Here is a 24,420-nt window from a genome sequence, read left to right on the forward strand (position 1 = left end):
GCTGAACTGACGGACCTTGTCATTGGCCGCGACCATGTCTTCGCTCAGCATCGCCGCCAGGGCGTCCTGGGGCGTGTAGTACATGAAGGTGGTCGCGAGCTGACCCTCATATCCGGCGAGGTCGGTGCCGGAAATTTGCGCCATGGCTTCGCGGGCGGCCTGGCCCTCAGGGGTGTCGGCGCTCATCAGGGCCATGGTCTCATACCAGATGCCGGCCAGGGCCTTGCCGAGGTTCGGGTTGGCGGCCAGGACCTCTGTGGAGACGATCATCATGTCGAGGATCTCGCCGGGGATCTGGGTGGAGTTGAACACTTCCACCGCGCCGGGCTGCTTCTTGATCTCAGCCAGCTGCGGGTTCCAGGGCACGACGGCTGTGGTCTGAGGGGCGGTGAAGGCGGCGACCATGTCAGCGTCGGACGTGTTGACCACCGAGACATCGGTCATGGCCAGGCCCGCGCTCTCCAGCCCCCGGGCCAGCAGATAGTGCGAGACCGAGTTCTCCACCAAGTTGACCGAGCGGCCCTTGATGTCGCCCAAGCTGCGTCCGTTCTTCAGGATGATGCCGTCATTGCCGTTGGAATAGTCGCCGACGATCACCACGGTGGTGTCCTTGCCGGCGGCGGCGGGGATGGTCAGGGCGTCCATATTGGTGGAGGTCACCCCGTCCAGGGTGCCGGCGGTGAACTGGTTCAGGGATTCCACATAGTCGTTCACCTGAACGAGCTTGATGTTCACCCCGTACTTGTCCGACCACTTCTTCACGATGCCGGCCTGCTCGGCATAGGGCCATGGCATCCAGCCGGCATAGATGGTCCAGCCGATGGCGTACTCTTGGACCGCGTCCGGGCCCTTGGCCGTTTCCGAGGCGTTCTGTCCACAAGCCGCCAGCACGAGGCTGCTTGTCGCAGCAATCGCCAAGGCGCGTAATCCGTTGACCCACTTCATGCGGATTCCCCTTCCATCCGTGGCCACGCCGCCTTGGCGCGTCCCCGTGAGTATTACATTCAGAAGAATTCGTAATAATCCAATGGCCTTGCCGCGGGGAGAAAAGCCGCGGCGAACGACGCTCGGATTCCAGGCGCCGAACGCCCAGCGCGCCTAATTCCTGCACAGCGCCACGGCCGGGCGCTCGACAGGGCTTGTCCTGACGCGGTTATTACGAAATCCAGAAATCGTAATCATTGCGCGGGTGTGGAGACCAGATGTGAACGCGGACTTCGACAGGATTCCGGTGATCGACATCGCCGGCCTGGGCTCGACCGAGTTGGCCGTGCGGCGCGCCGTCGCCGCCCAGATGGGGGAGGCCGCCCGGGAGGTCGGCTTCCTCTATGTTTCCGGCCATGGGCTGGATGAGGCGCTCTTCGAAGAGGTTCTCGCCGCAGCCAAGACCTTCTTCGCCCTGCCGATGAACCAGAAGATGGCCAGCTATATCGGCCGATCGGAAAACCACAGCGGCTATGTGCCGGAGGGCGAGGAGGTGTTCCCCGGCGGGACCATCGACCGCAAGGAGGCCTATGATCTCAATCTCGACCTGCCCGGCGCGGGCGCCGAGGCGCCGATGCTGGGCGCCAACCTCTGGCCGGACCTGCCGGACTTCCGCGCAGCGGCCAGCGCCTATTATGCGGCGGTTTCAGACCTTGCCCAGCGGCTCTTCCGCGGCTTCGCCCTGGCGCTGGATCTGCCTGAGGATCATTTCCAGCCCCACCGTCAGCGGCCGCCAAGCCAACTTCGGATGATCCACTATCCCTATGATCCCACGGCCGAAGATCAGGAGGGGATCGGCGCCCACACCGATTATGAGTTCTTCACCATCCTGCGGGGCACGGCGCCGGGACTGGAAGTGCTCAATGGGGCGGGCCAGTGGATCGACGCTCCACCGCGGCCCGGCTGCTTCGTGATCAATATTGGCGACATGCTGGAGGCGTGGACCAATGGAACCTTCACCGCCACCAGCCACCGGGTGCGCAAGGTCGCCGAGGAGCGCTACAGCTTCCCCTTTTTCGCCACCTGCGACTTCGACACGGTGGTCGAGCCCGATCCCCGGCTGGTCACCGCCGAGCGCCCGGCGCGCTATGGGCGGCTGATCTCAGGCGAGCATCTGTTCGCACAGACCGCGCGGACCTTCGCCTATCTGAAGGCCCGGCGAGCCCGGGGCGAACTGGTCCTGCCGGAGCACCAGCCCAGCTTCGGCCGTCACCGTTAGGCGGTGAGGTCGCCGGCCGGGCAAGTTGACTTCGCATGCAGGTTTCAGCCGGCGGGTGGTCAGGCCGGCTGGGCGCCAGGGCGGCCGTCTTCGACCACCCAGCTGTTGAGGGTCGAGAGCGTGGCCGACGGGTCGCGGACATCGCTGATGCGCTGGTAGCGGGTGGTCATCAGCCGCGGGGTGATGTCGATGGACATGTAGCCGCGGACCCGACTGTCGAAGAACTTGATGTGCGGGTTGTTCGGCATCGCCGACATGAGCCCCTCGTAGCTGGGACCCGTGGAGGTGATCGAGGTGCCGACAAACTCCGTCGCCACGGTGCGACCGGCAGGGTTGCGACTGTCGAGCTTGACGTCGGCGGTCCAGAAGGAGTGGTAGTCGCCGCTGAGGACCACGGGATTGTTGGGCTTCAGGACGTCCAGGGCCTGAGTCAGGCGATCACGGGCGGCGGGAAACCCGTCCCAGGTATCGGTCCAATAGCGGGTCTCGGGTCCGCCATCACCAAATCTGAGCCCGGCCATGACGAGGTTCTGTCCAAGGATCGTCCACCGGGCGTCGGCGCGGGCCAGGCCGTCATAGAGCCAGCGCTCCTGATCGAAGCCGAGGAAGGTGCGTGATGGGTCGGTTCGGTCGAAACAGACGGCGTCCGTGGCGATCCTGCCCTTTCCGCCGCCCTCGCCGTCGCTGCAGGCCTGCCGCGACCGATGCTGGCGACCGTCGAGCAGATAGAACTCGGCCAGTTGGCCGTAGCGCACCCGCCGATGAATGGGCGTTTCCAGGCGGCCGTCCAGGCGCGTGCGACGGATCGGCATGGCTTCGTAGAAGGCCTGGTAGCCGGCGGCCCGACGGCGCAGGAAATCGGCCGGACTGACGCCGGGGGTCTTCGACCAGACCCCGGAATAGTCGTCATGAATCTCGTGATCGTCCCAGATCGCCAGGCAGGGGGCTGTGGCATGCAGGCGTTGCAGGTTGGCGTCGGTGCGATGCAGGGCGTAGCGATTGCGGTAGCCCGCAAGGGTGGTGGCTTCCTCCAGCCCATAGGGCCGCACCACGTCCTGAGCGCGCTCAGGCCCACGGGAATACTCATAGATGTAGTCGCCAAGAAACAGCGACAGGTCGGGCGCTTCATCGGCCATGTGGCCATAGGCGCTGAAATAGCCGGACTCCCAGTTGGAACAGGAGGCCGCCACGATCTTCAGAGCCGCCGGAGAAGCGTTGGGGGCCGGGGTCGTCAGCGTCTGGCCGACCGGGCTCGCCTGCCCGAGGGCGAAAAAGCGGTACCAATAGGGACGACCAGGTCTCAGGCCGGTGACCTCGATGTGGAGGCTATGGGCGGTGGACACTTCTGCGACGGCCCGCCCCGAGGCGACGATGCTGCGAAAGCTGTCGTCGGTGGCGACGTCCCACTGGACCGAAATGGGCTCAGCCAGGCCGCCCAGGCCGTCGGGCGACAGGGGATCGGCCGCCAGCCGGGTCCAGAGCACGAAGCCGTCCGGGGCGGGATCGCCGCTGGCCACGCCGAGGGGAAAGAGATAGGCGCCGCTGGCCTGGGCGCGCCCAAACCTCAGGACCATCGGGGCGGCGACAAGGCCGCTCAACAGGCTTCGGCGGTGCAGTCGGCTTTCGAGGCGGGACATGGGGCGCTCTTTGTTCGGACGGACGGCGCAAGGGGGTGACGCTGGACCACCCCCTTGTTCTGCGGACCTTTGGTTCGCCTCAGAAGTCCATGGTCAGGCGCACGCCCACCGTCCGCCCCTGTTTGGGAGACGTGGTCGGGCGGGCCGAGCCGTTGAACCCGTTCCGCGTTTCTTCGTAGTAGGTGTCAAAGAGGTTCCGCGACCACAGGGTGGCGCGCCAGTTGGCGTCCACAGGTCCGGCGCTGACACTCGCATTCCACAGCCAATAGCCTTCCAGCACCGAACTGGAGGCCGCATTGTAGATGGAGTCCCGCTGGACATAGTTGGTCTCGGCGCGAAGGCTAAGACCGCCCATCTCCCAGTCGTAAGACACTGCGCCGCCATAGTTGAATTTCGGGAATTGCAGCGGCTCGCCCGAGCGGTCATTGGCGATGATGTTGGTCCAGGGACCGTTGGGCGGGTTGGCCGCGTCGGTCGCCGCGCCGTCGATGGCGAAATACTCGGTGTATTCGCCTTCCTTGTGGCCATAGTTCTGCGAAATCGTCAGGCCCCGGATCGGCGTCCAGACCAGCTCGATTTCACCCCCGTAGATCTCGGACTTCGGCACATTGGTGATCTTGCCAAGGCGGCCGGCGTCCCGGTCGTATTCCAAACCTTGGACCTGCTGGTTTTCGTAGTCGTAGAAGAACAGGGCCCCATTCAGCCGCAGGCGGTTTTCAAACAGGTCCGACTTCACGCCCACCTCATAGGCGATGACCACTTCGGGCCGGAAGGGGGTCGCGGAGGTGGCGTTATAGGTGGTGAAGCCGCCCGACTTCACGCCGCGGGACACGCTGGCATAGAGGAGCGCGTTGTCGTTGAGGTCGTATTCCAGGCCCAGCTTACCGGTGACCTCCGAGAGGTCGGTGTCATAGGTGAGGGTCGGGCTTTCTGGCAGGTTGATCCGCCGGGTGCCCGAAGTGGTCAGAGTCCGGGTTTCGTTCTCATAGCGCAGGCCGGCGATCAGGTTCAGGCGCTCAGTGATCTGGTAGCTATTGTGGGTAAAAACGCCGAACGCCTCCACGGACTGCTGGTAGGGCGTGTTGATCAGCACGCGGTTGGCGCCCCGGAACTGGGTGTAGAAGCCGCCGTCATTGGTTTCGACGGCATAGTAGGCGCCGATCATCCAATTGAGCCTGTCCCCATAGTCTGAAGACAGGCGCAGCTCCTGCGAAAAGGCGTTGATGTCGTTATAGAAGTAGACGTCGGACTCGTTGAAGCGCGTGCCGTCCCAGTCGTTGTATTCGGAGCGCTCAAACGCCTGATAGGAGGTGATTGAGTTCAGCTGGGCCCAGCCCAGGTTTGCGTGGACCTGGACGTTCAGATCCAGACCCTCATTGTCCCGGCCCGGCTTGGAGCCAAGGGCGCGCCCGGAAACCGCCGCCATTTCGGGAGACAGCTCCCAACCCGTGATGCGCGTGGCCGTGTCGGTGGGATAGGTGATGCTGCCGTCGAAGACTGTGTAGGGGCCGCGCAGGCGGAAGCCCAGGCCGTCGGACTTGTCCACCTGGTAGGTGGCGGCCAGATCGACGGTGAGATCGTCTGTGGCGATCCAGGTCAGGCGACCGCGCAGGGCGGCCTTATCCTTGTCGCCAAGTTCCTCGCCGGTGTCGCGGTGGTACTGCCAGGCGCCGCCCTGTTCGGTGATGGCGGCCAGGCGCCCCAGAAGGTTGGGCGCGATCTGCCCCGACACATAGCCCTCGACCTTGACCTGATCGTAGGAGCCATACTCGGCGGTGAACCCTGCCCGGGTGTCGATGGTAGGGGCGTGGGTGATGATGTTGACCGCGCCGCCGGTGGTGTTGCGGCCATAAAGGGTCCCCTGCGGGCCCCGGAGCACCTCGATCCGCGCAATGTCGAACATCGCGCCCTGAGTGGTGATCGTATAGGGGTGGGCGACTTCATCGACATAGATGCCGACGGTCGAGGCGTTGTTGCTGCTGTACTCCCGGGCGCCGATGCCGCGGATGCGAAATTGAGGCTGACCGCCGCCGAATTGGCTGTCCACCTCCATGTTTGGCACGATGTTCTCGATGTCGTTGATGACCGTGACGCCCCTTTCGTCCAACGACTCGCCGCCGATGACACTAAGGGCCAGGCCAATGTCCTGGCTGGCCTGTTCTCGCCGTTGGGCGGTGACGACAATGTCCCTGACAGTGGTGGCCTCAGTCTCCGCGGCGGTCTGGGCGAAGGCGGGGAGCGCAGCGGCGAGGGCTATGGCGGCGCTCGAGGCGCCGAGAAGAAGACGGTTCATGTGTCATCCATCGGGCGGCGCGGGCGAGCACCCCTCTCGCGCGGGCCGAAGTGTTGGGTTGAGCGCCGAGCAAACGGCTGTGCCCTCACCTGAGGGCGGGTATCAAACTGGCGTCGCTGTATCGGGGGGTAAGGATGTCGGGCTCAGACGCGGGGAGACGCCTGCTGCCGACAAAAACCCCCAAAGAAAAACGCCTGTTCGATACAAGCGCTGCCCTACAGACAGAGCATTGTGGTTTTGTGACGCCTGTTTGAAGAATTTATGCCGGCCATTCTGGAGGGTTGTGCGACCCAAATCAGAACGCATGTTCGATTAACGACGTTCTCGCACCAGAAGCGCGGCGGCGTCCATAATGCGGGCGGCGGACGGCGCATCCCCAGTGGCTGCCGCCAGGATGGCCACACCCTTGATCCAGAGGGCGAACCGGGTGGCGGCGCGGCGCGTGAGATCGAATTGCGCAGGCCAGAGTTCTGCGTGGTTTATATAGGTGCCGCCCCCCTCGGGTCCGCGGAGGATCATGGCCAGTTCAGCGAAGGCGGGGTCGCGTCGCGCCCTGAGGCAAACCTGGGCGATCAGCTTGGCGTATTTGACATAGAACCCCGTTCCTGGCGGGCCATCGAGGGCGAGCGTCCGCGCCATCCGCTCCCCCCACTCCTGAACATCTGGCGCGCCCCCGGCGGCGGGTTGGCGGTGGTCAAGGAATTCGGGCATTTCCCGGAAAACAGCGTGCCAGATCGCATCCATGACAAAGCGATCCATGTCAGGCCAGTGATAGGCGATGGTCGAGGTTGAGGTTCCGACCGCATGGCTGACGGATCGGTTGGTGACGGCGTCCACGCCGTCAGCGAGCATCTGATCGGCGGCGAGGTCCAACAGTCTGAACTTCATGGAGCAGGGGTCCAGTCCGTCCGCAGGCGCCCTGGGGATGACCAACTGGTCGATGAAGCTCTCGGTGGCCGAGGCCGGCTCATCAGGGCGCCCGCAGGCCCGGTCGAACAGGCCGCCCAGGCCCTCGGCGGCGATGGTCTCATAGTCCAGGCGCCCCACCAGGGCGCCGGCATAGAACTGCTCAAGGGTCAGATAGGCGCAGACGGCCTCGCCATAGGCGCTCGACCCTGAAGTCTGCGCCACAAGCGCCCTCCAGGCCTGCCGACGCATGGCCTCCCACCGCCCCATCAGGTCGCGTAGGGCCGGGCCCTTGTGCGACATGACCAGCAGATTTTCCCAAACCCGAACGAAGCTGGCGGAAGCCTGGGCGCGCTCGCGCAGATATTGTGAGGCCAAGGCGACCAAGGCGTCGCGGCCAAGGGTCAGGCGGCTGGCCCGGGCGACCAGGGCGTGATGATAGGCGGCGTCGAGTTCGTAGGCGGATTGGGCCAGGGCCTCCAGCAGGCCTTGTTTGGTTCCGAACTGGTTCACGATCACCGTGGTGCTCTTGCCCACCGCGCGGGCAAGATCGCGCATGGTCAGGCCGTCGAGCCCCACCTCGGCGACGCGGGACATGGCGGCTGCGACGATACGGGCGGCTTCGGAACTGTGCGTCTTTGTGGTCATCATGCAGGGGTCCGGACCCTGTCACCGCGCCCCGCCTGGGCTGCGTTTCCGGTCTGGACCAGTCCAGTCGAGCCTTGTTTGCCTAGTCGGGCAAGGGGTGAGCCCCGGGGCCAAGGGCGACGCCTACCGGGCGGCCCGGCGCGCCAACGGTTCGGCGGCGTCACTGCCCCCATGGGCGTGAAGCGGCGGCAGGAGCGAGGTCGTGGTCACCAGTTTCAGCTGCTGGACCGCGCGGACCCCCCGCAGGCGATCACAAAGCTGCTGCAGGCGCTCGCCCGAGCCCTGGACCAGCAGAACCTCCAGGGACTGGTCATCCTCCAGGAACACATGCTGCGAGGAGATGACCTCCTTCACGAACTCGGTCTGGACCCGGGCCAGGGCGTGGCGCACCCGGCCGCTGTCGGCCCGGTAGATCAGGGTGATGGTGCCCGCGCGGACGGCCTCGCCGCTGTCGCGGTCCACCTCAGCCACCTCGTGCCGGATCAGTTCGGCGATCAGCTGGGAGCGTCCGGGCAGGCCGCGTTCGGCGACCATCTGGTCCACCTGCGCCAGCAGGGCGCCGGGCAGGCTGACGCCGATACGGGCCAGCTGCGGCGTCGGGCCTGAGGTGGCGGAAGAGGGCTCTGGGGGCACGAGACGGACCTGGCGGGCGGGGTGGGCGACCTTCATAGCGAGGTTCCAGCGCCCAAGGCCAGGGTGAAGAGGTCCGGCAGCCGCCCCTCTGGATCGTGGACCTCCAGCAGGGTCCAGGTCCCGCCCTCGCCATCCACAAAGGCTCCGGGTCCGGGGGAGAACTGCGGCGGGGCCGCCCACAGGGGCCGTCCCTCACGCCAGGGCAGGGTGGAATGGACGACCGTCCAGCCCTCGCCGATACGGCCATAACAGATGGGCATGTCCAGCAGGGCGCCGGCGGCGTCCCGATCGCCCGCAGCCAGGGCGGCCTCCACCAGGGCCGGCAGGGACTCGCCTGGCGGCAGGGGCGTCGCCCGGCCTTCGATGCTCAGAAAGTGGTCGCCCGCCAGGACCAGGAGCCCCTGACCGTCCTGTCGTCGGAAGGCGGCGCGCAGGCCCTGGCTCTGCGGTTCCAGCCGCCAGATCTCCTCGTACTCGGCATGGATGCCGCCCTCGATCAGGACATCGCCGTCGATTTTCCAGGTCCCCTCATCGGGCATGGGCCCTGGCGGCTGATAGTCGAGATCCCGGCGCCAGGCGCACATCTCGGGGGTGACGGTGAGCTGACCGGCGAAGCCCTGGGCCTTGGCCAGCTCGATCAGTTCGGCGTCGCTGAAGTCGGCGAAGCTGGTGGCCCCGGCTTTGCGGGGGATGTCGATCTTCAGCCGGATATCGCCGTACCAGCTGTCGGCCTGAACCCAGAAGACCCGGGTGGTGGCGTCCAGATAGCCCCCCGGCGCGGTGATCTGCTCGCGCCGCCAGACGCCGGTGACTTCGGGCGGGACCTTGGCGCTCATGGGTCAGTCCTCCAGCGGGCGGGTGCGGCCCATTAGGCGGGGCAGGTCGGCGACCTTGGACATCAGGGTGAAGGCTGAGAAGCCCATCACCATGAAGATCACCGCGGCCACGCACATGGTGGGCTCATAGCCCTGCCGCATACTGGCGAAGATCTTGATCGGCAGGGTCTGGACCGTGAAGCCCGCAACCATATAGGCGATCAGATACTCGTTAATGCTCAGCACAAAGACGAAAATGAATGCGCAGAGGATATAGGGCGTCATGGCCGGCCGCACGACCATGCGGAAGGCGTCGGAATCCCGGGCTCCCATGGTGTAGGCGGCCTCCACCTGCGCCTGGTCGATGGTGCGGAAGCCGACCATCAGCAGCGACAAGGGAATGCCCAGCAGGACGATGGCGTGGCTGAGCACCACATTCTCAAGCCGACCCACATGGCCGGTGACGCCCCAGAAGGCCGAGAGCATCAAGGCTGCGACCACGCCGGGGATCAGGAACAGGGCGCCGCCGATCCCCGCCAGGACGGCTGCGGCCTTGGCCTGATAGCGCCAGATGGCATAGGTGATCGGCAGGGCGACCATGACCGAGACTAGGGCCGCCAGCCCCGCAATGGTCAGGGACCGCTCCAGAGAGGCCATCCAGGCGTAATCGCCGAAGAATTCGCCGTACCAGCGAAGGCTGAACTCGGTGGGCGGGAAGCTCATCCTCCGGGTGGCGTTAAACGAGACCGACAGCACCACGATCAGCGGCGCGGCCAGGAACAGGGCGACGAGGCCCAGAAAACCCCTGCGCAGGATCATTCCGGGATCCAGGTTCATGCCGCGGCCTCCCGGCGGCGCGACAGGAGCCGCGTCAGGACCAGCAGCGCCACCATGAAGACCACCACAGCCACCGCGTAGGCCGCAGCGAGCGGCAGGTTTCCGGCCCCCATGGCGGCGTTGTTGATGTGGATGGCGATGGTCCACTGGGGCGGTCGGCCCAGCACCAGCGGCGTCAGGTAGGCGCCGAAGGTGAAGATCACCACCAGCAGGACGCCGGTCAGGATCTGACCTCGCATCATCGGCAGGACGACGCGGGTGAAGGTCGAGAGTCGCGAGGCGCCCATGGTGGTCGCGGCCTGCTCCACCTCGGGATCCAGCTGCGACAGGGCCGGATAGAAGAACAGGATCACATAGGGCAACAGCAGATAGACTAGGCAGGTCAGGACAGCCGGAAAGTTGGGATAGAGCGCGCCGCCCGGCGCCAGCAGGCCCACCGCGGCCAGGGCGCCGGCCAGGGTCCCGCTGGTGGACAGGAGCACCTGGAAGGCGAAGACGATCAGCACTTCGGAGAGCGACAGCGATCCCAGCAGGAAGACCAGCCAGGCCACCTGGGCGCGGCGGCGCATGCGGGTGATGAAATAGGCGGCCGGAAAGGCCAGGCTGACGCAGATCACGGCCCCGGTCAGGGCCAGCAACAGCGAAAAGCCCATGATCCGGGCGAACAGCGGCGTGGCCAGCTGTCGGTACTGGGTCAGTTCAAATCCGGGAGACCACAGGCCGCCAACCTCCCGATGCGCCAGGCTGAGCTGCACCATGAGGAAGGCCGGCACGATGGCCATGATCAGAATGTAGAGGGCCGGCCCGGTCAGCAGGCCGGCGAGCATCCAGCGAGGCTTGGCCGGCTGATCAACGGACGCCGCGGCGAGGCTGGGTTCGGCTGTGCTCATCTGGCCAGGACCTGGCAACTCTCGGCGGGCAGGCGCACATGGGCGTGGTCTCCCAGACTCGCCCCGATCCAGTCCCGCGGCGAGGCGACGCCAAGAATGTCCAGGCCCTCGCAGGCCACGCGGAACTCCACATAGGCCCCCATGTCGCGCACCTGGCTGAGGGTCCCGGCGACTTCGTTGCCGCCGCCGCCAGCTGTTCGCGTGATCACCACATCCTCCGGCCGGATGGCCAGGGTGGCGGCCGCCCCGCCGACGCCGCAGGTAGCGCCGACCCGCAGAGGCGTGGCGCCGTAGGTCACCGTCTGCCCATCCAGGATCTGCACCGGCAGCAGGTTGCTGGCCCCGATGAAGTCGGCGACGAAGCGGTTTGCCGGGCGCTTGTAGATGGAGACCGGCGGGCCGTGCTGCTGGATCTTGCCCTCGCCCATCACCACGATGGTGTCGGCCATGGTCATGGCCTCGCGCTGGTCGTGAGTGACCAGGATGGTGGTGATCTTCAGCCGCTGCTGCAGGGCGCGCAGCTCGTTCTGCATCTCCTCACGCAGCTTGGCGTCCAGGGCCGAGAAGGGTTCGTCCAGCAGGAAGACCGGCGGTTCCTGGGCCAGCGCCCGGGCGATGGCCACTCGCTGGCGCTGCCCGCCGGACAGCTGGCTGATGGCGCGGGTCTGCAGGCCAGGCAGGCGGACCAGCTCGAGAAGTTCGGCCACTCGTTCCTTGCGCCGGCCGGCGTCAACCCCGCGCAGGCGCAGGGCGAACGCGATGTTCTCGCCGACATTCAGGTGGGGAAACAGGGCGAGCGACTGGAAGACCATCCCGAACTGACGCCCGCTGGCCGCTTGATGGGTGATGTCCTTGCCGTTCAGCAGGATGGCGCCGGAGGTGGGGGTCTCAAGCCCCGCGATCATCCGCAGGACCGTGGTCTTGCCGCAGCCCGACGGCCCCAGAAAGCAGACGAACTCTCCGTGCGGGATGGAGAGGCTCACATGGTCGGCGGCCAGATGGTCGCCATAGGCCTTGGTGAGGTCGCGCAGCTCCAGCCCGAACATCGCCGCTCCCTAGCTCGCCAGCATCTGGCTGAATTCCTGGACCATCAGGTCCATGTGCAGCCGTCGGGCCTCCAGATTGGTGGCGATGGGGGTGGTCGGGCTGGTCACCTTGGCCCGCACCGCCCCGTCCAGGGTGAGCAGGTCAGCGCGGATCAGGGGCGGGGCGTTCATCCGCGAGGCGATCAGGTTCTGCGCCTGCGGGGTCAGCATGAAGTCGATGAACTCATGGGCCTCCTCGGTCTTGGTCGAGGCCGAGGGCTGGCACCAGCTGCCGAAGTCGATCACCGGCCCCTCCCTGGGGAACACCACCTCCAGGTTCGCGCCGCTCTGAATCAGGGTCTCGGCGACATCGGCGAAATAGACCCCGCCCTGGACCTCGCCGTTCTCCAGCGCGGTCTGCATCGTCCCTTCGCTCTCCCACCACAGGCGGGTGTTGGGCTTCAGGCCGGCCATCCTGGCGACGCAGGCGCGAATGCCCGCCTCCGTGTTCAGCGTCTCCGGACCATCGAAATAGGTGGCGGCCGTGACCTCGAACATCGGTCCAGCCCCTGTGCCGGCCAGACCCCAGGCGTTGCGGCGTCCCGGCGCCCAGAGCTCGGTCCAGCTGGTGGGGGTCGGGCTGATGGCCTGCGGATTGGTGACCATGGTGAAGAACCAGCCCACGGCGCCCACCGCCGCCACGCCTTCGGGCCCCCGTGTCACATACGCCTCTGGCAGGTTGGCGAGGTTGGGGATACGGGCGGTGTCATAGGTCCGCCAGAGGCCGGCGGCGTTACCGCGCATCACATCCACCGGGGCGCTGATGCACAGGTCCATAGGGGTCTGGCCGGCCTTGTTGGCCTCGATCAGTTGCAGCAGGAATTGCAGGCCGGCGGGCTGGGGCATGGACTCCACCCGGATGCCGGTCGCCTCGGTGAACAGGGGATAGATGTGCTCGCGCAGGGCCTTCTCGAAGTTACCGCCATAGGATGAGACCCGGAGGCTTCGACCCACGCCGCCGCCGGGCGCCGAGCATCCCGCCGCCAGCGCCAGGGCCGCCGCGCCGGCCCCCAGGAGCAGCCCCCGTCGCCCGATAAGTCCCTGGCTACTGGGCGTTTTTCCGCCTCGTCGATCCATTGCGCTCATGGTCGCCTCCGTACTGGCCGCCCCTTCGGGTCGGTTTGAGCCGATACGTCTGCCTCGGCCGTGGCAAGCGATGGCGCGACCCGATCGTAAGCCGATGGGAAATGCTTGGACGATGGGCGCCGGCTTCGATCGTCTCGACTACGAATTGCGCAATTCGTATTACTGAGCGAGAATATCGCCAGTTCGGCCGCAGGCCCCGCGCGCCGCTGCGAATTCTTCGACAAGGTTCGATCGGCGGCGCAGACGCCGAAGTCTGCGCGCTCTGCCATGGAGCCTTCAGATGAGCACCGGCGATCAGCCTCAAGCCGTCGGCGAGATGGGAGCCAAGCTGCTCGCCTTCTCCGAAATCCCCGTGATCGACATCGGCGCCCTGGTCGGCGATGACCCGGGGGCCAAGGCGGCGACCGTGGCCGAAATCGGCCGGGCCTGCGAGACGGTGGGCTTTTTCTACATCAAAAACCACGGGGTGCCCCAGGCGCTGATCGACCGCACCTATGAGCTGTCCCGGCAGTTCCACTATTCGCCGCGGGAGTTGCGGCGCCAGGTGCACATCCGCAACTCGCCCGGTACGCGCGGCTGGGTGCCGATCTCGGACGAGGACGATGACGGCGATCCAGAACTCTACCGGCTGGTCGAGCCCAGCCCTGACAACGACTATCTGACCAAGCCGCGCCTGCATGCGGCCTTCGACTTGGCCATCGAGATCGACGACGAGGACCCCGACTTCAAGGCCGGCAATCTGATGCTGGTGCCCAACCAGTGGCCCGACTGGATCCCGGGCTTCCGCGAAGAGGTGATGGCCTATTACGAGGCCGTGCGTCAGGTGGGGGACCGGCTGTTCGAGGCCTTCGCCCTGCGGCTCGACCTTGATCCGGAATTCTTCCGGGAGCGGACGAAGAAGACGCCGTCGCAGCTGCGGCTGCTGCATTATCCGCCCAATGACCGGCCCATGGACAACGATCATCTGGGCATCGGGGCGCATTCGGACTTCGAGTGCTTCACCATCCTGCACACCGGCGGCCCGGGCCTGCAGGTGATGAACGCCGCCGACGAATGGGTCGCCGCGCCGCCGATCGAGGGCGCCTTCATCGTCAATATCGGCGACCTGCTGGAGGGCTGGACCAATGGGCGGTTCAAGGCCACCCAGCACCGGGTGGTGAACACCGGCAAGGAACGCTTCTCCATGCCGCTGTTCTTCGCTGTCGACTACGACGTGGTGGTCGAGCCGCTGCCGCAGTTCGTGTCGGCGGATAATCCCTCGCGCTACACCCGCATCGTGGCCGGCGACCATCTGGCCGGCTTCAGCGTCCACGGCGCCAAGCATCTGCGCAAGAAGATCGTCCGCGGCGAGCTGAAGATCGATTTCCCGATCCACAAGGAGAACCCGTTCAAGCGCAAGGCGGTGAATGAATACCAGGCCGAGAAGACCGCCCAGGCCGCGGCTGAAGCCAAGGCCAAGGCGCCGGCCCGTTGAGCGTCGCGGCTGACACCAAGGTCTGCGATCGACCGCTTTTCATCGGCGGAACCTGGCGGGCCGGCGGCGCTGGCGAATGGCTGGAGGTGCTGAATCCTGCCGACGAGAGCGTCGTCAGCCGACATGCGGTGGCCACCGCCGCTGACCTGGATGAGGCCTTGGCCGCGGCCCAGGTCGGCTTCGCGGCCTGGCGCCAGACGACTCCGCTGCAACGGTCAGAAGTCTTGCGGGGCGCGGCGGCGCTGATCCGCCAGCGCCTGGAGCCCATCGCCCGCGACCTGACCCGCGAACAGGGCAAGCCGCTCAGCCAGGCCCGGATGGAGATCGAGGGCTGCGCGCGCCACTTCGAATGGGCCGCTGAGGAAGGCCGCCGGGCCTATGGCCGGGTGATCCCGGCCAACCAGCCGGGCCTGATGTGGACGGTGACCCGCCATCCGGTCGGACCTGTCGCGGCCTTCACCCCGTGGAACTTTCCGGCCTCCCAGGCGGCGGGCAAGATCGGCAGCGCGCTGGCGGCCGGCTGCTCGATGATCCTGAAAGGTCCGGAGGATGCGCCGGGCGGCTGTGTCGCGCTCGCCCAGGCCCTGGCCGATGCGGGCCTTCCAGCCGGCGTGCTCAATCTGGTGTTTGGCCGACCGGCCGAGATTTCCGCCCACCTGATCGCCTCGCCGATCATCCGCAAGGTGTCCTTCACCGGCTCCGTGCCCGTGGGCAAGCTGCTGGCCGAGCAGGCCGCCCGGCACATGAAGCCCTGCACCATGGAGCTCGGCGGTCACGCTCCAGTGATGGTCTTCGCCGACATGGACCCCATCGAGGTCGCCCAGGCCCTGGTGCAGGGCAAGTTCCGTAACGCCGGTCAGGTCTGCATCTCGCCGACCCGCTTCTATGTGGAGGCGCAGGTTTTCGACCAGGTGGTGGAGGCCTTCGTCGCCGGCGCAGAGAAGCTGGTGGTGGGCGACGGGCTGGACCCGCGCACCGAGATGGGGCCGCTGGCCCACGACCGCCGGCTGGCGGCGGTGGAGGCCGCCGTGACCGGCGCGCTCGAGGCTGGCGCCCAGCTACGCACCGGCGGCGAACGGCTGGGGAACCGTGGCTACTTCTATCAGCCCACGGTGCTGACCGATGTGCCCGAAACCGCCGCCATTCTGCAGGAGGAGCCCTTCGGCCCCATCGCCATCCTGGCCCCCTTCACCGACCGGGAGGAGGCGATGGCCCGGGCCAACGGCACCGCCTATGGCCTGGCCGCCTACGCCTTCACCCGGTCGCAGGAGACCGCCGCCTGGCTTGGCCGCAGCCTGGAGGCCGGCATGGTCGGCCTCAACACCTTCGCCGTCGGCGGCCCCGAGGCGCCCTTCGGCGGCGTCAAGGAGAGCGGTTATGGCCGCGAGGGCGGCATGGAGGGCATTGAGGCCTATCTGACGCCGAAGGTCATCGCCCACCTGCCGCTCTAGCCGCGGGTTAGGGCGCCGGCGTCAGGGTCATCACCGTCGCCGTCGCCGCCTCGATGGCCGGGCGGCTGTAGAGCAGCGGAACATACTCGCCATTCGCCCACAGGGGAAAGAGGTCGCGATAGTGCGGACTGGCCGGGTCGCCGGACTGGCCGGGCGTGTTGATCGCCATGCTGTTGTCCCAGGCGCCCACATCCAGGACCATGCGGAACGAGGCGCCGGACACCACGCGATAATCGCTGGCCCGCCAGCTGGCCGCCAGCGGACTCAGCATGGTCCCGGCCATGGGGGCGGGTCCGACCGCCAGCCTCTCGGCGGCGTCCGCAGGCAGCAAGGGTGCGAGCGCATGCTCGAAGCGGGCCTGATGCAGATCACCCCAGGTCCAGGCGGCAGGGTCGGGCCCGAGCTTCTGGCTGACCTCGTCCAGGGCCGCGGTGAGGCTGCCGGAGAGGATGGGTCCGCGCTCGGCGGGGCTGGCGGCGGCCAGATAGGCGCTGATCGCGGGTTGGTCGCCCCCACCGATTAGGGCCTGGGCCGCGACTGGCGCGGCGGCCCGAACCGTCGCCTGACCCAGGTGCTTGAGGAGCCAGACCTCATAGAGGGCGGCGGCGGCGCTGTCGGCCTCGGTCCGGCCATCCCAGGCCTGCAACAGGGCGATGGCCTGGGCCAGCCGCGGCTCCGGCGCCTTGATATCGACCAACAGCGGGATCAGCTCGGCGGCGGTGACATTGGTGGGGTCGGTCTGCAGGGCCATGGCGTCGGCCAGGGTGACCGAGGCGTCAGCGTCCAGGACCTCGGCGATGCGGGTCATTCGCGAGGGGTTCGACCACTCGAAGCTGATCACGCGGTCGGCGGGATAGGTATCCGGCAGGTTGAACTGGTTGGCGGTGGCCAGCCAGCCCTGCTCGGGATTGTAGCGGCTGGGCAGGTCGGCGGCGTCCATGAAGCCTTGCCACTCATAGCGGCCGTCCCCGGGCACGGGCATCAGACCGTCCCAGCCCTGGCGCACCGGCACACGACCCGCAGCGATCCAGCCGATATTGCCGTCCGTGTCGGCATAGACCTGGTTTTCGCTGGGCGTCCCGAACCGTCCCATGGCGGTGGAGAACTCCCCCCAGTTCTGGGCGGTCATATAGTCGGCCGAGCCGAAATAGGCCGAGGTTCCTGGATCGCTCCAGACGCTGCGCACCGCATAGGCGCGGTGGGCCTCCGGGTCCTCGAAGACCACGGGACCGTGCCGGGTGAACTTCAGCTCCACCGTCTGCGGCGCCTGGCCAGCGACCTCCAGAGTTTCAGTGACCACCTCCATGGCCGCCCAACCCGCGCCATAGCGATAGCGGTTCGGGTCGCTGGGATCGGTCTCATAGACATAGAGGTCTTCCTGGTCGGCCGGGAAGATGGTCAGCCCAAAGGCGATGGTCCCGTTATGGCCGATAGAGATGCCGGGCAGGGCCGGTTCGCCGGCGCCGATGGCCGAGAAGCCCGGCGCCTCCATATGGACGATATAGCGCAGGGAGGGGACGCCGTGGGCCCGGTGCGGATCGTTGGCCAGGATCGGCCGACCGGTCGCGGTGCGAGACGGCGCGACCGTCCAGTTGTTGGAGCCGATGGCGTCGGCGGGAATGTCCTCGGCCAGCGCCATTACCTGGCCAGCCTTGAACGTCACCCCTTGGGTCGCCAGCCGGTAGTCGCCCAGCACCTCGGCTGGAATGGCGCAGGGATCCATTCCCTCAGGGATGCTGAGTGTGTGGTCGGGCTCCAGCCGGCGGTTGAGGGCGTTGGCTTCGAGGCCGGCCGCGCAGGTGATACGGGCCCGCTCCACCTCGGCGGCCGCATTGCGGGTCAGGCCATGGCTGCGGATGCGGACCACGTCCTGCGGCGTCCAGAGGTCTGGCGTGGTTCCGGTGACCTGGAATTCCTCTGGCATGGGGCGGGACCCAGCCTGGATTTCGCCCACATAGGCGTTGATCCCGGCGGTGAAGGCCTCGGCATAGCCCCTGGCCTGCGGCCCATAGGCGGCCCACTCGGCGGCCATATCCCCGCGATAGAGGAAGAGGCGCGAGGCCCGGTCCTGGGCGGCGAAGTCCGGGCCGAAATCCTCAGCCAGCAGGCCCAGGCCACGCTTGCGCCACAGGTCGATCTGCCAGAGCCGGTCGCGGGCGACATTGTAGCCCTGCAGGAAGAAGGCGTCCCGGACGCTGGCCGCATAGATGTGGGAGATCCCCCAGCGGTCGATCAGGATCTCGGCCGGCGCCGAAAGCCCCGCCACCTGATAGGCGCTGCGTGCGGGCTCGGCCGCAGCCGAAACAGCCAGGCCCGCCAAGGCCAGCCCCAGAAGGCCGTGTCTCGCCCGTCGTCTCAGTCGTCGTCCCATGGCCGCCGCTCCCTGATCTTGTTCTTGCCTGCCAGCTAAGCGGCTGGGGAAGGCCGTGGCAATGCGGGCGTCTCAGGCCTTGCGCGGCGGCCAGGGGATGAAGCCGGAGGTGCGGCGGATATAGCCGGCGTATTCGGGGCGGCGATGCTCCATCCCCTTTTCCACCGTCGGCGCACCGCTGCCCTTGGTGAGCAGGAAGGTGATCAGGATGGGACCCAGGAACGACCACAGGCCAAGGCCGGTCTCGGCGGCCACCAGATAGAGCCCCCACCACAGGCAAGCGTCGCCGAAATAGTTGGGGTGGCGGGTGTAGCGCCACAGGCCGGTGTCAAGCACCTTGCCCCTATTGGCCGGGTCAGCCTTGAACCGGTCGAGTTGAGTGTCGCCAATGGCCTCGAAGATCAGGCCAAAGACGGCCAGGGCGGCGCCGGCCACAGCCAGGGGACCAAGGCCGAGCGGCGTCTCCACCTGACCCATCTGGACGGGGAGGGCGACCAGCAGTTGCAGGGGCATCTGCGGCGCGAAGACGAAGACCAGGGCCGAGAACCCGAAACTCCAGCCGCGGGCCTTGCCGTCCGCCAGCATCTCCTCATAGCGGCGATCCGCGCCATGGGCCCGCCAGCGGCGCAGGAGGTGCGGCCCCAGCCGCAGGGCCCAGGCGGTGACGAGCACCGCGAGAATCCAGCCATGCAGGCCTGACCCGCCTGACAGGGCCATGCTGGTCCAGGCCAGCAGGGCCATGCCTGTCGGCCACCAGGCGTCGATGAAGCTGACATCCCGCAGGCGGATGGCGATCCCCCAGAGCACCGCATAGGCGGCGACGAGGATGAGGGCGTTCAGGGCCAGCAGTTGCCAGAGGGGCACGGTCGTCTCCGTCACCGGGCGTCGACGACGCCCTCTCGCCCTAGACTACGCCGGAAGCCTGCGGAGGGATGCGTGGGTCTTCGGCCTCAGGCGCCTCTGCGGGCTCGGGAACCACGGCGGCCACGGCCATGTCGGCGGTGATATTGCCTACGGTGCGGAAGATGTCGGGGATGACCTCGACCGCCAGCAGGATGGCCAGGATCTCCAGCGGCGCGCCGAGGGCCAGGCAGATGGGCGCCATGCTGGCGAAGAAGGAAATCTGACCGGGCAGGCCGACGGCGCCGACGCTGACCGCCAGGGAGACGGCGATGGCGGCCGCGATCTGGCCGCCCCCGGGCTCGAGCCCGTAGAGGCGGACGATGAAGAAGGCCACGGCCAGATTGGCCACCGGGCTGGTCATACGGAACACCGCCACGGCCAGCGGCAGGACCACGCCGGTCACCCGGGCTGAGGCTCCCAGTTCGTCGCGGGTGCGCTCGACCATGGCCGGCAGGCAGGCGAGCGAGCTCTGGGTGCTGAAGGCCAGGACCTGTACTGGGGCGCAGGCCCGGGCGAATCGCCCCAGGTCGCGTCCGCGCAGCACGGCCACCAGGGCGTAGGGGATGATCAGCACCCCAATGGTCACCGCAGAGACCATGACGACGTACTGGGTCAGGACGCCGGCCGCATCCAGCCCCGTGCGCAGGCCGATGCCCAGGGCCAGGGCGAACACCCCGAGCGGCGCGGCCACCAGCACCCAGCGCACGATGATGATCATAGTCTCCGAGATGGCCCTGAAAAAGGCGATCAGCGGGGCGCGGAGGTCGTGGCGCAGGCGGGTGACAGCGAAGCCGAAGACCAGGCCAAAGACCACGATCTGCAGGATGGCGTCCTCGGCCGCCGCGCGCACCGGGTTGGCCGGCGCCAGGGTTGGCAGCCACTCGCGGAAGCCTGTGGGCGTAGCCACCACCTCCCCGGCCTGGGCGGCGCTGGTCAGAGCCGCGGCGCCGGCCGGATCGATGGGCCACAGGGCCAGGAGGCCGTTCATCGCGCCGGCGCCATACAGGGCGGCCACCACCAGGACGGCGGCGAAGATCATGAAGGACCGGGCCGCCAGCCGGCCTGTGGCCGCAGCATCCGCCGCCGAGGCGACGCCGGTCACCAGCAGGGAGAAGACCAGGGGGACGATGGTCATGCGCAGGGCGTTCAGCCACAGGGCGCCCACCGCCTCGAAGGTCTCGGCGCCGGTGGTCAGGACCGGCGACTCTGTCGCATGGATGGCGGCGCCCAGGACAAGCCCGCCCACCAGGGCGGCGAGCACGAGGACGCTGAGCGATCTGAACATCGGGAATCTCCGGGTGGAGAAGCAGGATGTCATGGGGCGGCGACGACGCGCCATCGAAACCCGGCCTATGGACGAAAGCCGTTCAATCTCTTGATGCGGGAGGCTGACGCCAGGATCAGACGGCGCCCTCTGATCGCATTTCGCCTTCGGCCGATGACGGCGTGGCGGCGGCTTGCGCCGCTGACAGCGCCTCGTAAAGCGTCTCAGCCCGGAGTGGCTTCGAAATGGCGTCGTCCATTCCGGCGGCCAGATATTCCTGAATCTGATGGGTCATGACATTGGCGGTGACCGCGACGATGGGCGTCCGCGCCAACCCCCGTTCGGCCTCAAGGGTGCGGATGGCGCGCGCCGCCTCGATCCCGTTCATCCGAGGCATCTGGATGTCCATCAACACGATGTCGAAGGCGCCGCCGGAGAACGCCTCGACCGCAGCCTCGCCATCCTGGGCCAGGGTCAGATCGACTTCCAATGGGGCGAGCAAGGCTTGAAGCACCCGCTGATTGTTGGCGTTGTCCTCCGCCGCCAGGACCCGCAAGGGATGGTCCTCGGACAGAGCGACATCGGGAAGTATGGGCTTGGCGGCCGGCGCATCGGTGTGGCTGGGCTTCAGGGGGAGGCGCAGGGTGAAGGTCGAGCCTTCTCCCAGGGCGCTGGCGGCGGAAAGCTCGCCCCCCATGAGGCGGGCCAGATGATAGGCCATGGCCAGCCCGAGCCCCGCCCCGCCATGGCGACGGGTGCTGGAGCTGTCAGCCTGGGCGAAGGCCTCGAAAATGCGATTGAGGTGGTCCGGGCTCATGCCGATGCCGGAGTCGCAGACGGTGATCTGGATACCTCCGTCATCATTGTCGCCGGCTTCAGGTCGCGTGGCGGTTACGCGCACCTCGCCCTTCTCGGTGAACTTCAGCGCGTTCGACACCAGGGCGCCCACCATCTGGGCCAGTCTCGCCCCATCCCCGCGCCAGAGGCCGGCGAGGTCGGGGGCGATCTGAAGGGTGAAGTCCACGCCCTTGGGGCCGGCCTCCAGGGCGCCCGGCGCGCAGGCAGAGCGCAGGCGGGCGGCGAGGTCGAAGTCGCAGTCTTCCAGACCGAGTCCGCCGCTCTCGATCTTGGCGATGTCGAGCACATCGTCGAGGAGGGTGAGAAGGGTGGCGCCTGATTCACAGATCACCGACAGGCGCTCGTGCTGCTCTGGGCTCAGGGGGTGACGCGCCATGACCTGGGCCATGCCCAGAACCCCGTTCAGGGGTGTGCGGACCTCGTGGCTCATATTGGCCAGGAACTCGCTCTTGGCGCGGCTGGCCGCCTCGGCCGCATCCCGCGCCCGGCTTAGGGCCTTGGCGGCGTCGGTCTGGGCTGTGATGTCGTGCATCACCACCACGAAGCCGCCATCGGGGGTGTCGCCGAGCTCGATGCGGAAGACTCGGCCGTCGGGGGTTGGGAACTCGCCCTCGGCGACGATGTCATCAAGGGTGCGGCGGGTCATCCGGCCGCCCTCCAGGCGATGGCGCATGGCCTCGGAATTCGAAAGCGCTTCCCCCATTGCGGTTAGGGACATGCCATTGCGCAGGCTTACCCTATAGAGGCCCAGGATGACCCCAAAGGGCGCGTTCCAGAAGGTCAGCCGCCGGGTGCGGTCAAAGAAGGCCAGCGCCGAGGGCGCGCTGTTCAACGCGCCGGCCAGGGCGCTCAAGGTCGCCCTTTGAGCGAAGCGCTCGATCACGCCGATGGCGACCGTGCCGCCCAGAATGATCAGGACCGCGGCCGCCGTGGCGAGGGCCAGGGCCTGACGGCTGATCAAGGCCTCCCCGAGATCTCGGTCCATGTTCGGTTGCAGAGTGACCGCGCCCATGGCCGAGAAGTGCAGACCGCAGATGGCCACCACCAGGAGGATGGGGCCAGCGCGCCGGTCGCGGCCTCGCCCCTGGTCGAGAAGGAAGGCCAGGGCGGCGCCGCTCCCGCCTATGGCGCAGGCTGCAGTCACCAGGCCAGGGTTCCAGGTGAGATCGGCCGCAACGCGCATGGCCGCGATGCCCATGAAGTGCATGAGCACGATGGATCCGCCCGCGAGCACCCCGCCGGCCAGGGCCAGGCCAGGGGCCGAGCGGGCGCCGACCACCAGAAAGGCGCCGGTCATCCCCAGGACCGGAACAATCATCGACGCCAGGGTGAGGTCCAGCCGATAGCTGATCTCGAGCATGGGCTGGTAGGCGAGCATGGCCATGAAATGGGTGGCCCAGATGCCCATCCCGGCGACCACGCCGGGACCAAGCATCCACAGGGCGCTGCGCTGAGAGGCGGCGACGCGATGATAGCCGCTGAAGCCCGCGAAGGCCGAGATGACGCAGATCGCCGCCGCGACCAGGACCAGTCGCAAGTCGTGCTCATCGCGCAGGCAGCTGATAACGGCGTACATGTCCGGCTAGGCCTCCCGTCAGATGGCCTAGCCGTCTGGTCAATAGGGACTGATTAACGCCCCGGTTGACCCCGGTTTTCGGTGCGATTTGTCGCAGTTGCCCCGCGCTCAGGCGTCAGGCCAGGGCGGCGGTTGGAAATATCCAGTCGCTCGGATGCAGGGCGGGACCGATGGGGGTTCTGATCAGGCAGACAAGACCCTCCGCATCGAAGTGCAGACGCACTTCGCCGCCCAGCTCCCCGGCCACGCCCTGTTCAAGAAGCCGCGAGCCAAATCCCCGCCCTGCCGGGGGCGACACCGCCGGGCCGCCCCGTTCACGCCACTGGATCGTGGCCTGGCCTGTCGCCTCGTCCGTCACAGTGGTGATCTCCACCCGGCCCGCCTGGGACCAGGCGCCGTACTTCAGCGCGTTGGTGGCCAGCTCGTGCAGAGCCATGCCCAGGCTGACGGCGGCGTTGGGCGCCATGGTCAGGTCCGGCCCCTCCAGGCTGAAGGGCTGACCGTAGTGGCCCAGGCTGGCATGGACGAGCTCCCGAAAGGAGGCGGCCTCCCAGCTGCGCTTGACCAGCAGGTTGTGGGTTGAAGACAGGGCCATCAGACGTTCGACAAAGGTAGCCCTGGCCGCCTCGGGCTCGGCCTCGCGGCTGAGCGTCTGGATGGCGATCGACTGAACTGAGGCGAGCGTGTTCTTCACCCGGTAGTTCAGTTCGTCCAGCAGCAGCTTCTGGCGCGCCTCGTGCTCGCGCATCTCCACCATGGTGTCCATGGCCGCCCGCAGTTCGGCCAGCGCAGCGTCCCGCTCGGCGATGCGGCGTTCGAGCTCAGTGGGGGAGGGCAGGGCGATGACCCGGGGCAGCAGGGGCCACAGGGCGAAGGCGGTGACCACCGAGACCGCCGCCGTTGTGGCCTTGATCACAGCCTCAATCCCGTAGTCCGGGTTCCAGAGGGTCCAGACCATCATGAAGTGGGTGACGCCGCACAGCATGATGAAGCCGACGAACATCCAGATCGCCCAACTGAACTTCACGTCCCGCCGATGCCAGAGGAAGACGCCCAGGGCCAAGGGGATCGAGAAGTAGGCGATCCCGATCAGGATATCCGAGACCGCATGGGTCCAGATCAGCTCAGGCCGCCACATCAGGCAGATGCCGTGCGGGTTCAGGGCGTTGGAATTGAAGAAGTAGGCGATCGTGTCCCATAACCCGTTCATTTTACAAGCCTCTCCCTGGCGCGAGGGCGAAGGTCATAGGCTTTGCGAGTTCCGTCCAGTCCCTTCGCCTGGACCGACAGGATGGGTCTTTGTCGATCCCGGGACCACCTCGCCGCCAAGCCCATGTCGCATGACGCCAGCAAGGCTGACCGCGCAGGTCTGGAGGGATGCGATGTTGACGGTCTTGGGGCGCGCCGATTCATCGGCGACGGCGCGGGTGATGTGGGCTCTGGGGGAAATCGGAACGCCCCATCAGCGACGGGACTGGGGCGGCGCCTTT

The 24,420-nt window shown here is 67.3% G+C and carries 18 protein-coding genes; 3 read left to right on the forward strand and 15 right to left on the reverse strand.

Annotated elements, in window-relative coordinates; translation table 11 throughout:
• On the reverse strand, nucleotides 1–918 hold a 918-nt coding region (locus Q7V15_RS07555; protein WP_304754839.1), incomplete at its 3' end, for a putative urea ABC transporter substrate-binding protein.
• A 286-nt stretch (nucleotides 919–1,204) separates the two neighbouring features.
• Between Q7V15_RS07555 and Q7V15_RS07560 the strand changes: the two genes are divergently transcribed.
• On the forward strand, nucleotides 1,205–2,203 hold the full coding sequence (locus Q7V15_RS07560; protein ID WP_304754841.1) for an isopenicillin N synthase family oxygenase: 999 nt from the start codon (nucleotides 1,205–1,207) through the stop codon (nucleotides 2,201–2,203).
• 59 nt (nucleotides 2,204–2,262) lie between these two features.
• Here Q7V15_RS07560 and Q7V15_RS07565 read toward each other — a convergent pair whose 3' ends face one another.
• The 9 genes from Q7V15_RS07565 to Q7V15_RS07605 all read right to left on the reverse strand — a co-directional run bounded on the left by Q7V15_RS07565 (nucleotide 2,263) and on the right by Q7V15_RS07605 (nucleotide 13,033).
• A complete protein-coding gene (locus Q7V15_RS07565; protein WP_304754843.1) occupies nucleotides 2,263–3,840 on the reverse strand; it encodes an alkaline phosphatase in 1,578 nt (525 codons plus the stop codon).
• A 79-nt stretch (nucleotides 3,841–3,919) separates the two neighbouring features.
• On the reverse strand, nucleotides 3,920–6,133 hold the full coding sequence (locus Q7V15_RS07570; protein WP_304754845.1) for a TonB-dependent receptor: 2,214 nt from the start codon (nucleotides 6,131–6,133) through the stop codon (nucleotides 3,920–3,922).
• Between the two features lie 312 nt (nucleotides 6,134–6,445).
• Nucleotides 6,446–7,690, reverse strand: a complete 1,245-nt coding sequence (locus Q7V15_RS07575) for a helix-turn-helix domain-containing protein (RefSeq protein WP_304754846.1) — start codon at nucleotides 7,688–7,690, stop codon at nucleotides 6,446–6,448.
• 120 nt (nucleotides 7,691–7,810) lie between these two features.
• On the reverse strand, nucleotides 7,811–8,356 hold the full coding sequence (locus Q7V15_RS07580) for a CopG family ribbon-helix-helix protein (RefSeq protein WP_304754847.1): 546 nt from the start codon (nucleotides 8,354–8,356) through the stop codon (nucleotides 7,811–7,813).
• A complete protein-coding gene (locus tag Q7V15_RS07585) occupies nucleotides 8,353–9,156 on the reverse strand; it encodes a hypothetical protein (RefSeq protein ID WP_304754848.1) in 804 nt (267 codons plus the stop codon). Before Q7V15_RS07585 ends, Q7V15_RS07580 begins: the two co-directional genes overlap by 4 nt.
• Nucleotides 9,157–9,159: 3 nt before the next feature.
• Complete coding sequence (locus Q7V15_RS07590; protein WP_304754849.1) at nucleotides 9,160–9,972, reverse strand: ABC transporter permease; 813 nt, start codon at nucleotides 9,970–9,972, stop codon at nucleotides 9,160–9,162.
• Nucleotides 9,969–10,862 carry an ABC transporter permease gene (locus Q7V15_RS07595; RefSeq protein WP_304754851.1) on the reverse strand — a complete coding sequence of 298 codons (894 nt, stop codon included), beginning with the start codon at nucleotides 10,860–10,862 and terminating at the stop codon, nucleotides 9,969–9,971. The genes Q7V15_RS07590 and Q7V15_RS07595 overlap by 4 nt, the downstream gene beginning before the upstream one ends.
• Complete coding sequence (locus tag Q7V15_RS07600) at nucleotides 10,859–11,908, reverse strand: ABC transporter ATP-binding protein (RefSeq protein WP_304754852.1); 1,050 nt, start codon at nucleotides 11,906–11,908, stop codon at nucleotides 10,859–10,861. Before Q7V15_RS07600 ends, Q7V15_RS07595 begins: the two co-directional genes overlap by 4 nt.
• A 9-nt stretch (nucleotides 11,909–11,917) precedes the next feature.
• Nucleotides 11,918–13,033, reverse strand: a complete 1,116-nt coding sequence (locus Q7V15_RS07605; protein WP_304754853.1) for an extracellular solute-binding protein — start codon at nucleotides 13,031–13,033, stop codon at nucleotides 11,918–11,920.
• Nucleotides 13,034–13,313: 280 nt separating this feature from the next.
• Between Q7V15_RS07605 and Q7V15_RS07610 the strand changes: the two genes are divergently transcribed.
• Both Q7V15_RS07610 and Q7V15_RS07615 read left to right on the forward strand, forming a co-directional pair.
• Nucleotides 13,314–14,507: an isopenicillin N synthase family oxygenase gene (locus tag Q7V15_RS07610; RefSeq protein WP_304754854.1), complete on the forward strand. Its 1,194-nt coding sequence runs from the start codon at nucleotides 13,314–13,316 to the stop codon at nucleotides 14,505–14,507.
• Entirely contained in the window at nucleotides 14,504–15,958 is a 1,455-nt protein-coding gene (locus Q7V15_RS07615) for an NAD-dependent succinate-semialdehyde dehydrogenase (RefSeq protein WP_304754855.1), read from the forward strand. Before Q7V15_RS07610 ends, Q7V15_RS07615 begins: the two co-directional genes overlap by 4 nt.
• A 7-nt stretch (nucleotides 15,959–15,965) precedes the next feature.
• Here the strand turns inward: Q7V15_RS07615 and Q7V15_RS07620 are convergent, their stop codons facing one another.
• The 5 genes from Q7V15_RS07620 to Q7V15_RS07640 all read right to left on the reverse strand — a co-directional run bounded on the left by Q7V15_RS07620 (nucleotide 15,966) and on the right by Q7V15_RS07640 (nucleotide 24,140).
• On the reverse strand, nucleotides 15,966–18,329 hold the full coding sequence (locus Q7V15_RS07620; protein ID WP_304754857.1) for a penicillin acylase family protein: 2,364 nt from the start codon (nucleotides 18,327–18,329) through the stop codon (nucleotides 15,966–15,968).
• A 72-nt stretch (nucleotides 18,330–18,401) separates the two neighbouring features.
• Complete coding sequence (locus Q7V15_RS07625; protein WP_304754858.1) at nucleotides 18,402–19,193, reverse strand: DUF1295 domain-containing protein; 792 nt, start codon at nucleotides 19,191–19,193, stop codon at nucleotides 18,402–18,404.
• 40 nt (nucleotides 19,194–19,233) lie between these two features.
• Nucleotides 19,234–20,517 carry a dicarboxylate/amino acid:cation symporter gene (locus tag Q7V15_RS07630; RefSeq protein ID WP_304754859.1) on the reverse strand — a complete coding sequence of 428 codons (1,284 nt, stop codon included), beginning with the start codon at nucleotides 20,515–20,517 and terminating at the stop codon, nucleotides 19,234–19,236.
• Between the two features lie 115 nt (nucleotides 20,518–20,632).
• The gene (locus tag Q7V15_RS07635) at nucleotides 20,633–22,930 is read right to left on the reverse strand and encodes an ATP-binding protein (RefSeq protein WP_304754861.1); all 2,298 of its coding nucleotides are present in this window, start codon (nucleotides 22,928–22,930) and stop codon (nucleotides 20,633–20,635) included.
• A gap of 115 nt (nucleotides 22,931–23,045) precedes the next feature.
• Nucleotides 23,046–24,140, reverse strand: a complete 1,095-nt coding sequence (locus tag Q7V15_RS07640; protein WP_304754862.1) for a sensor histidine kinase — start codon at nucleotides 24,138–24,140, stop codon at nucleotides 23,046–23,048.
• Nucleotides 24,141–24,420: the final 280 nt, after the last annotated feature.

The sequence above is a fragment of the Phenylobacterium sp. genome (assembly GCF_030651755.1).
Taxonomy (GTDB): domain Bacteria; phylum Pseudomonadota; class Alphaproteobacteria; order Caulobacterales; family Caulobacteraceae; genus Phenylobacterium.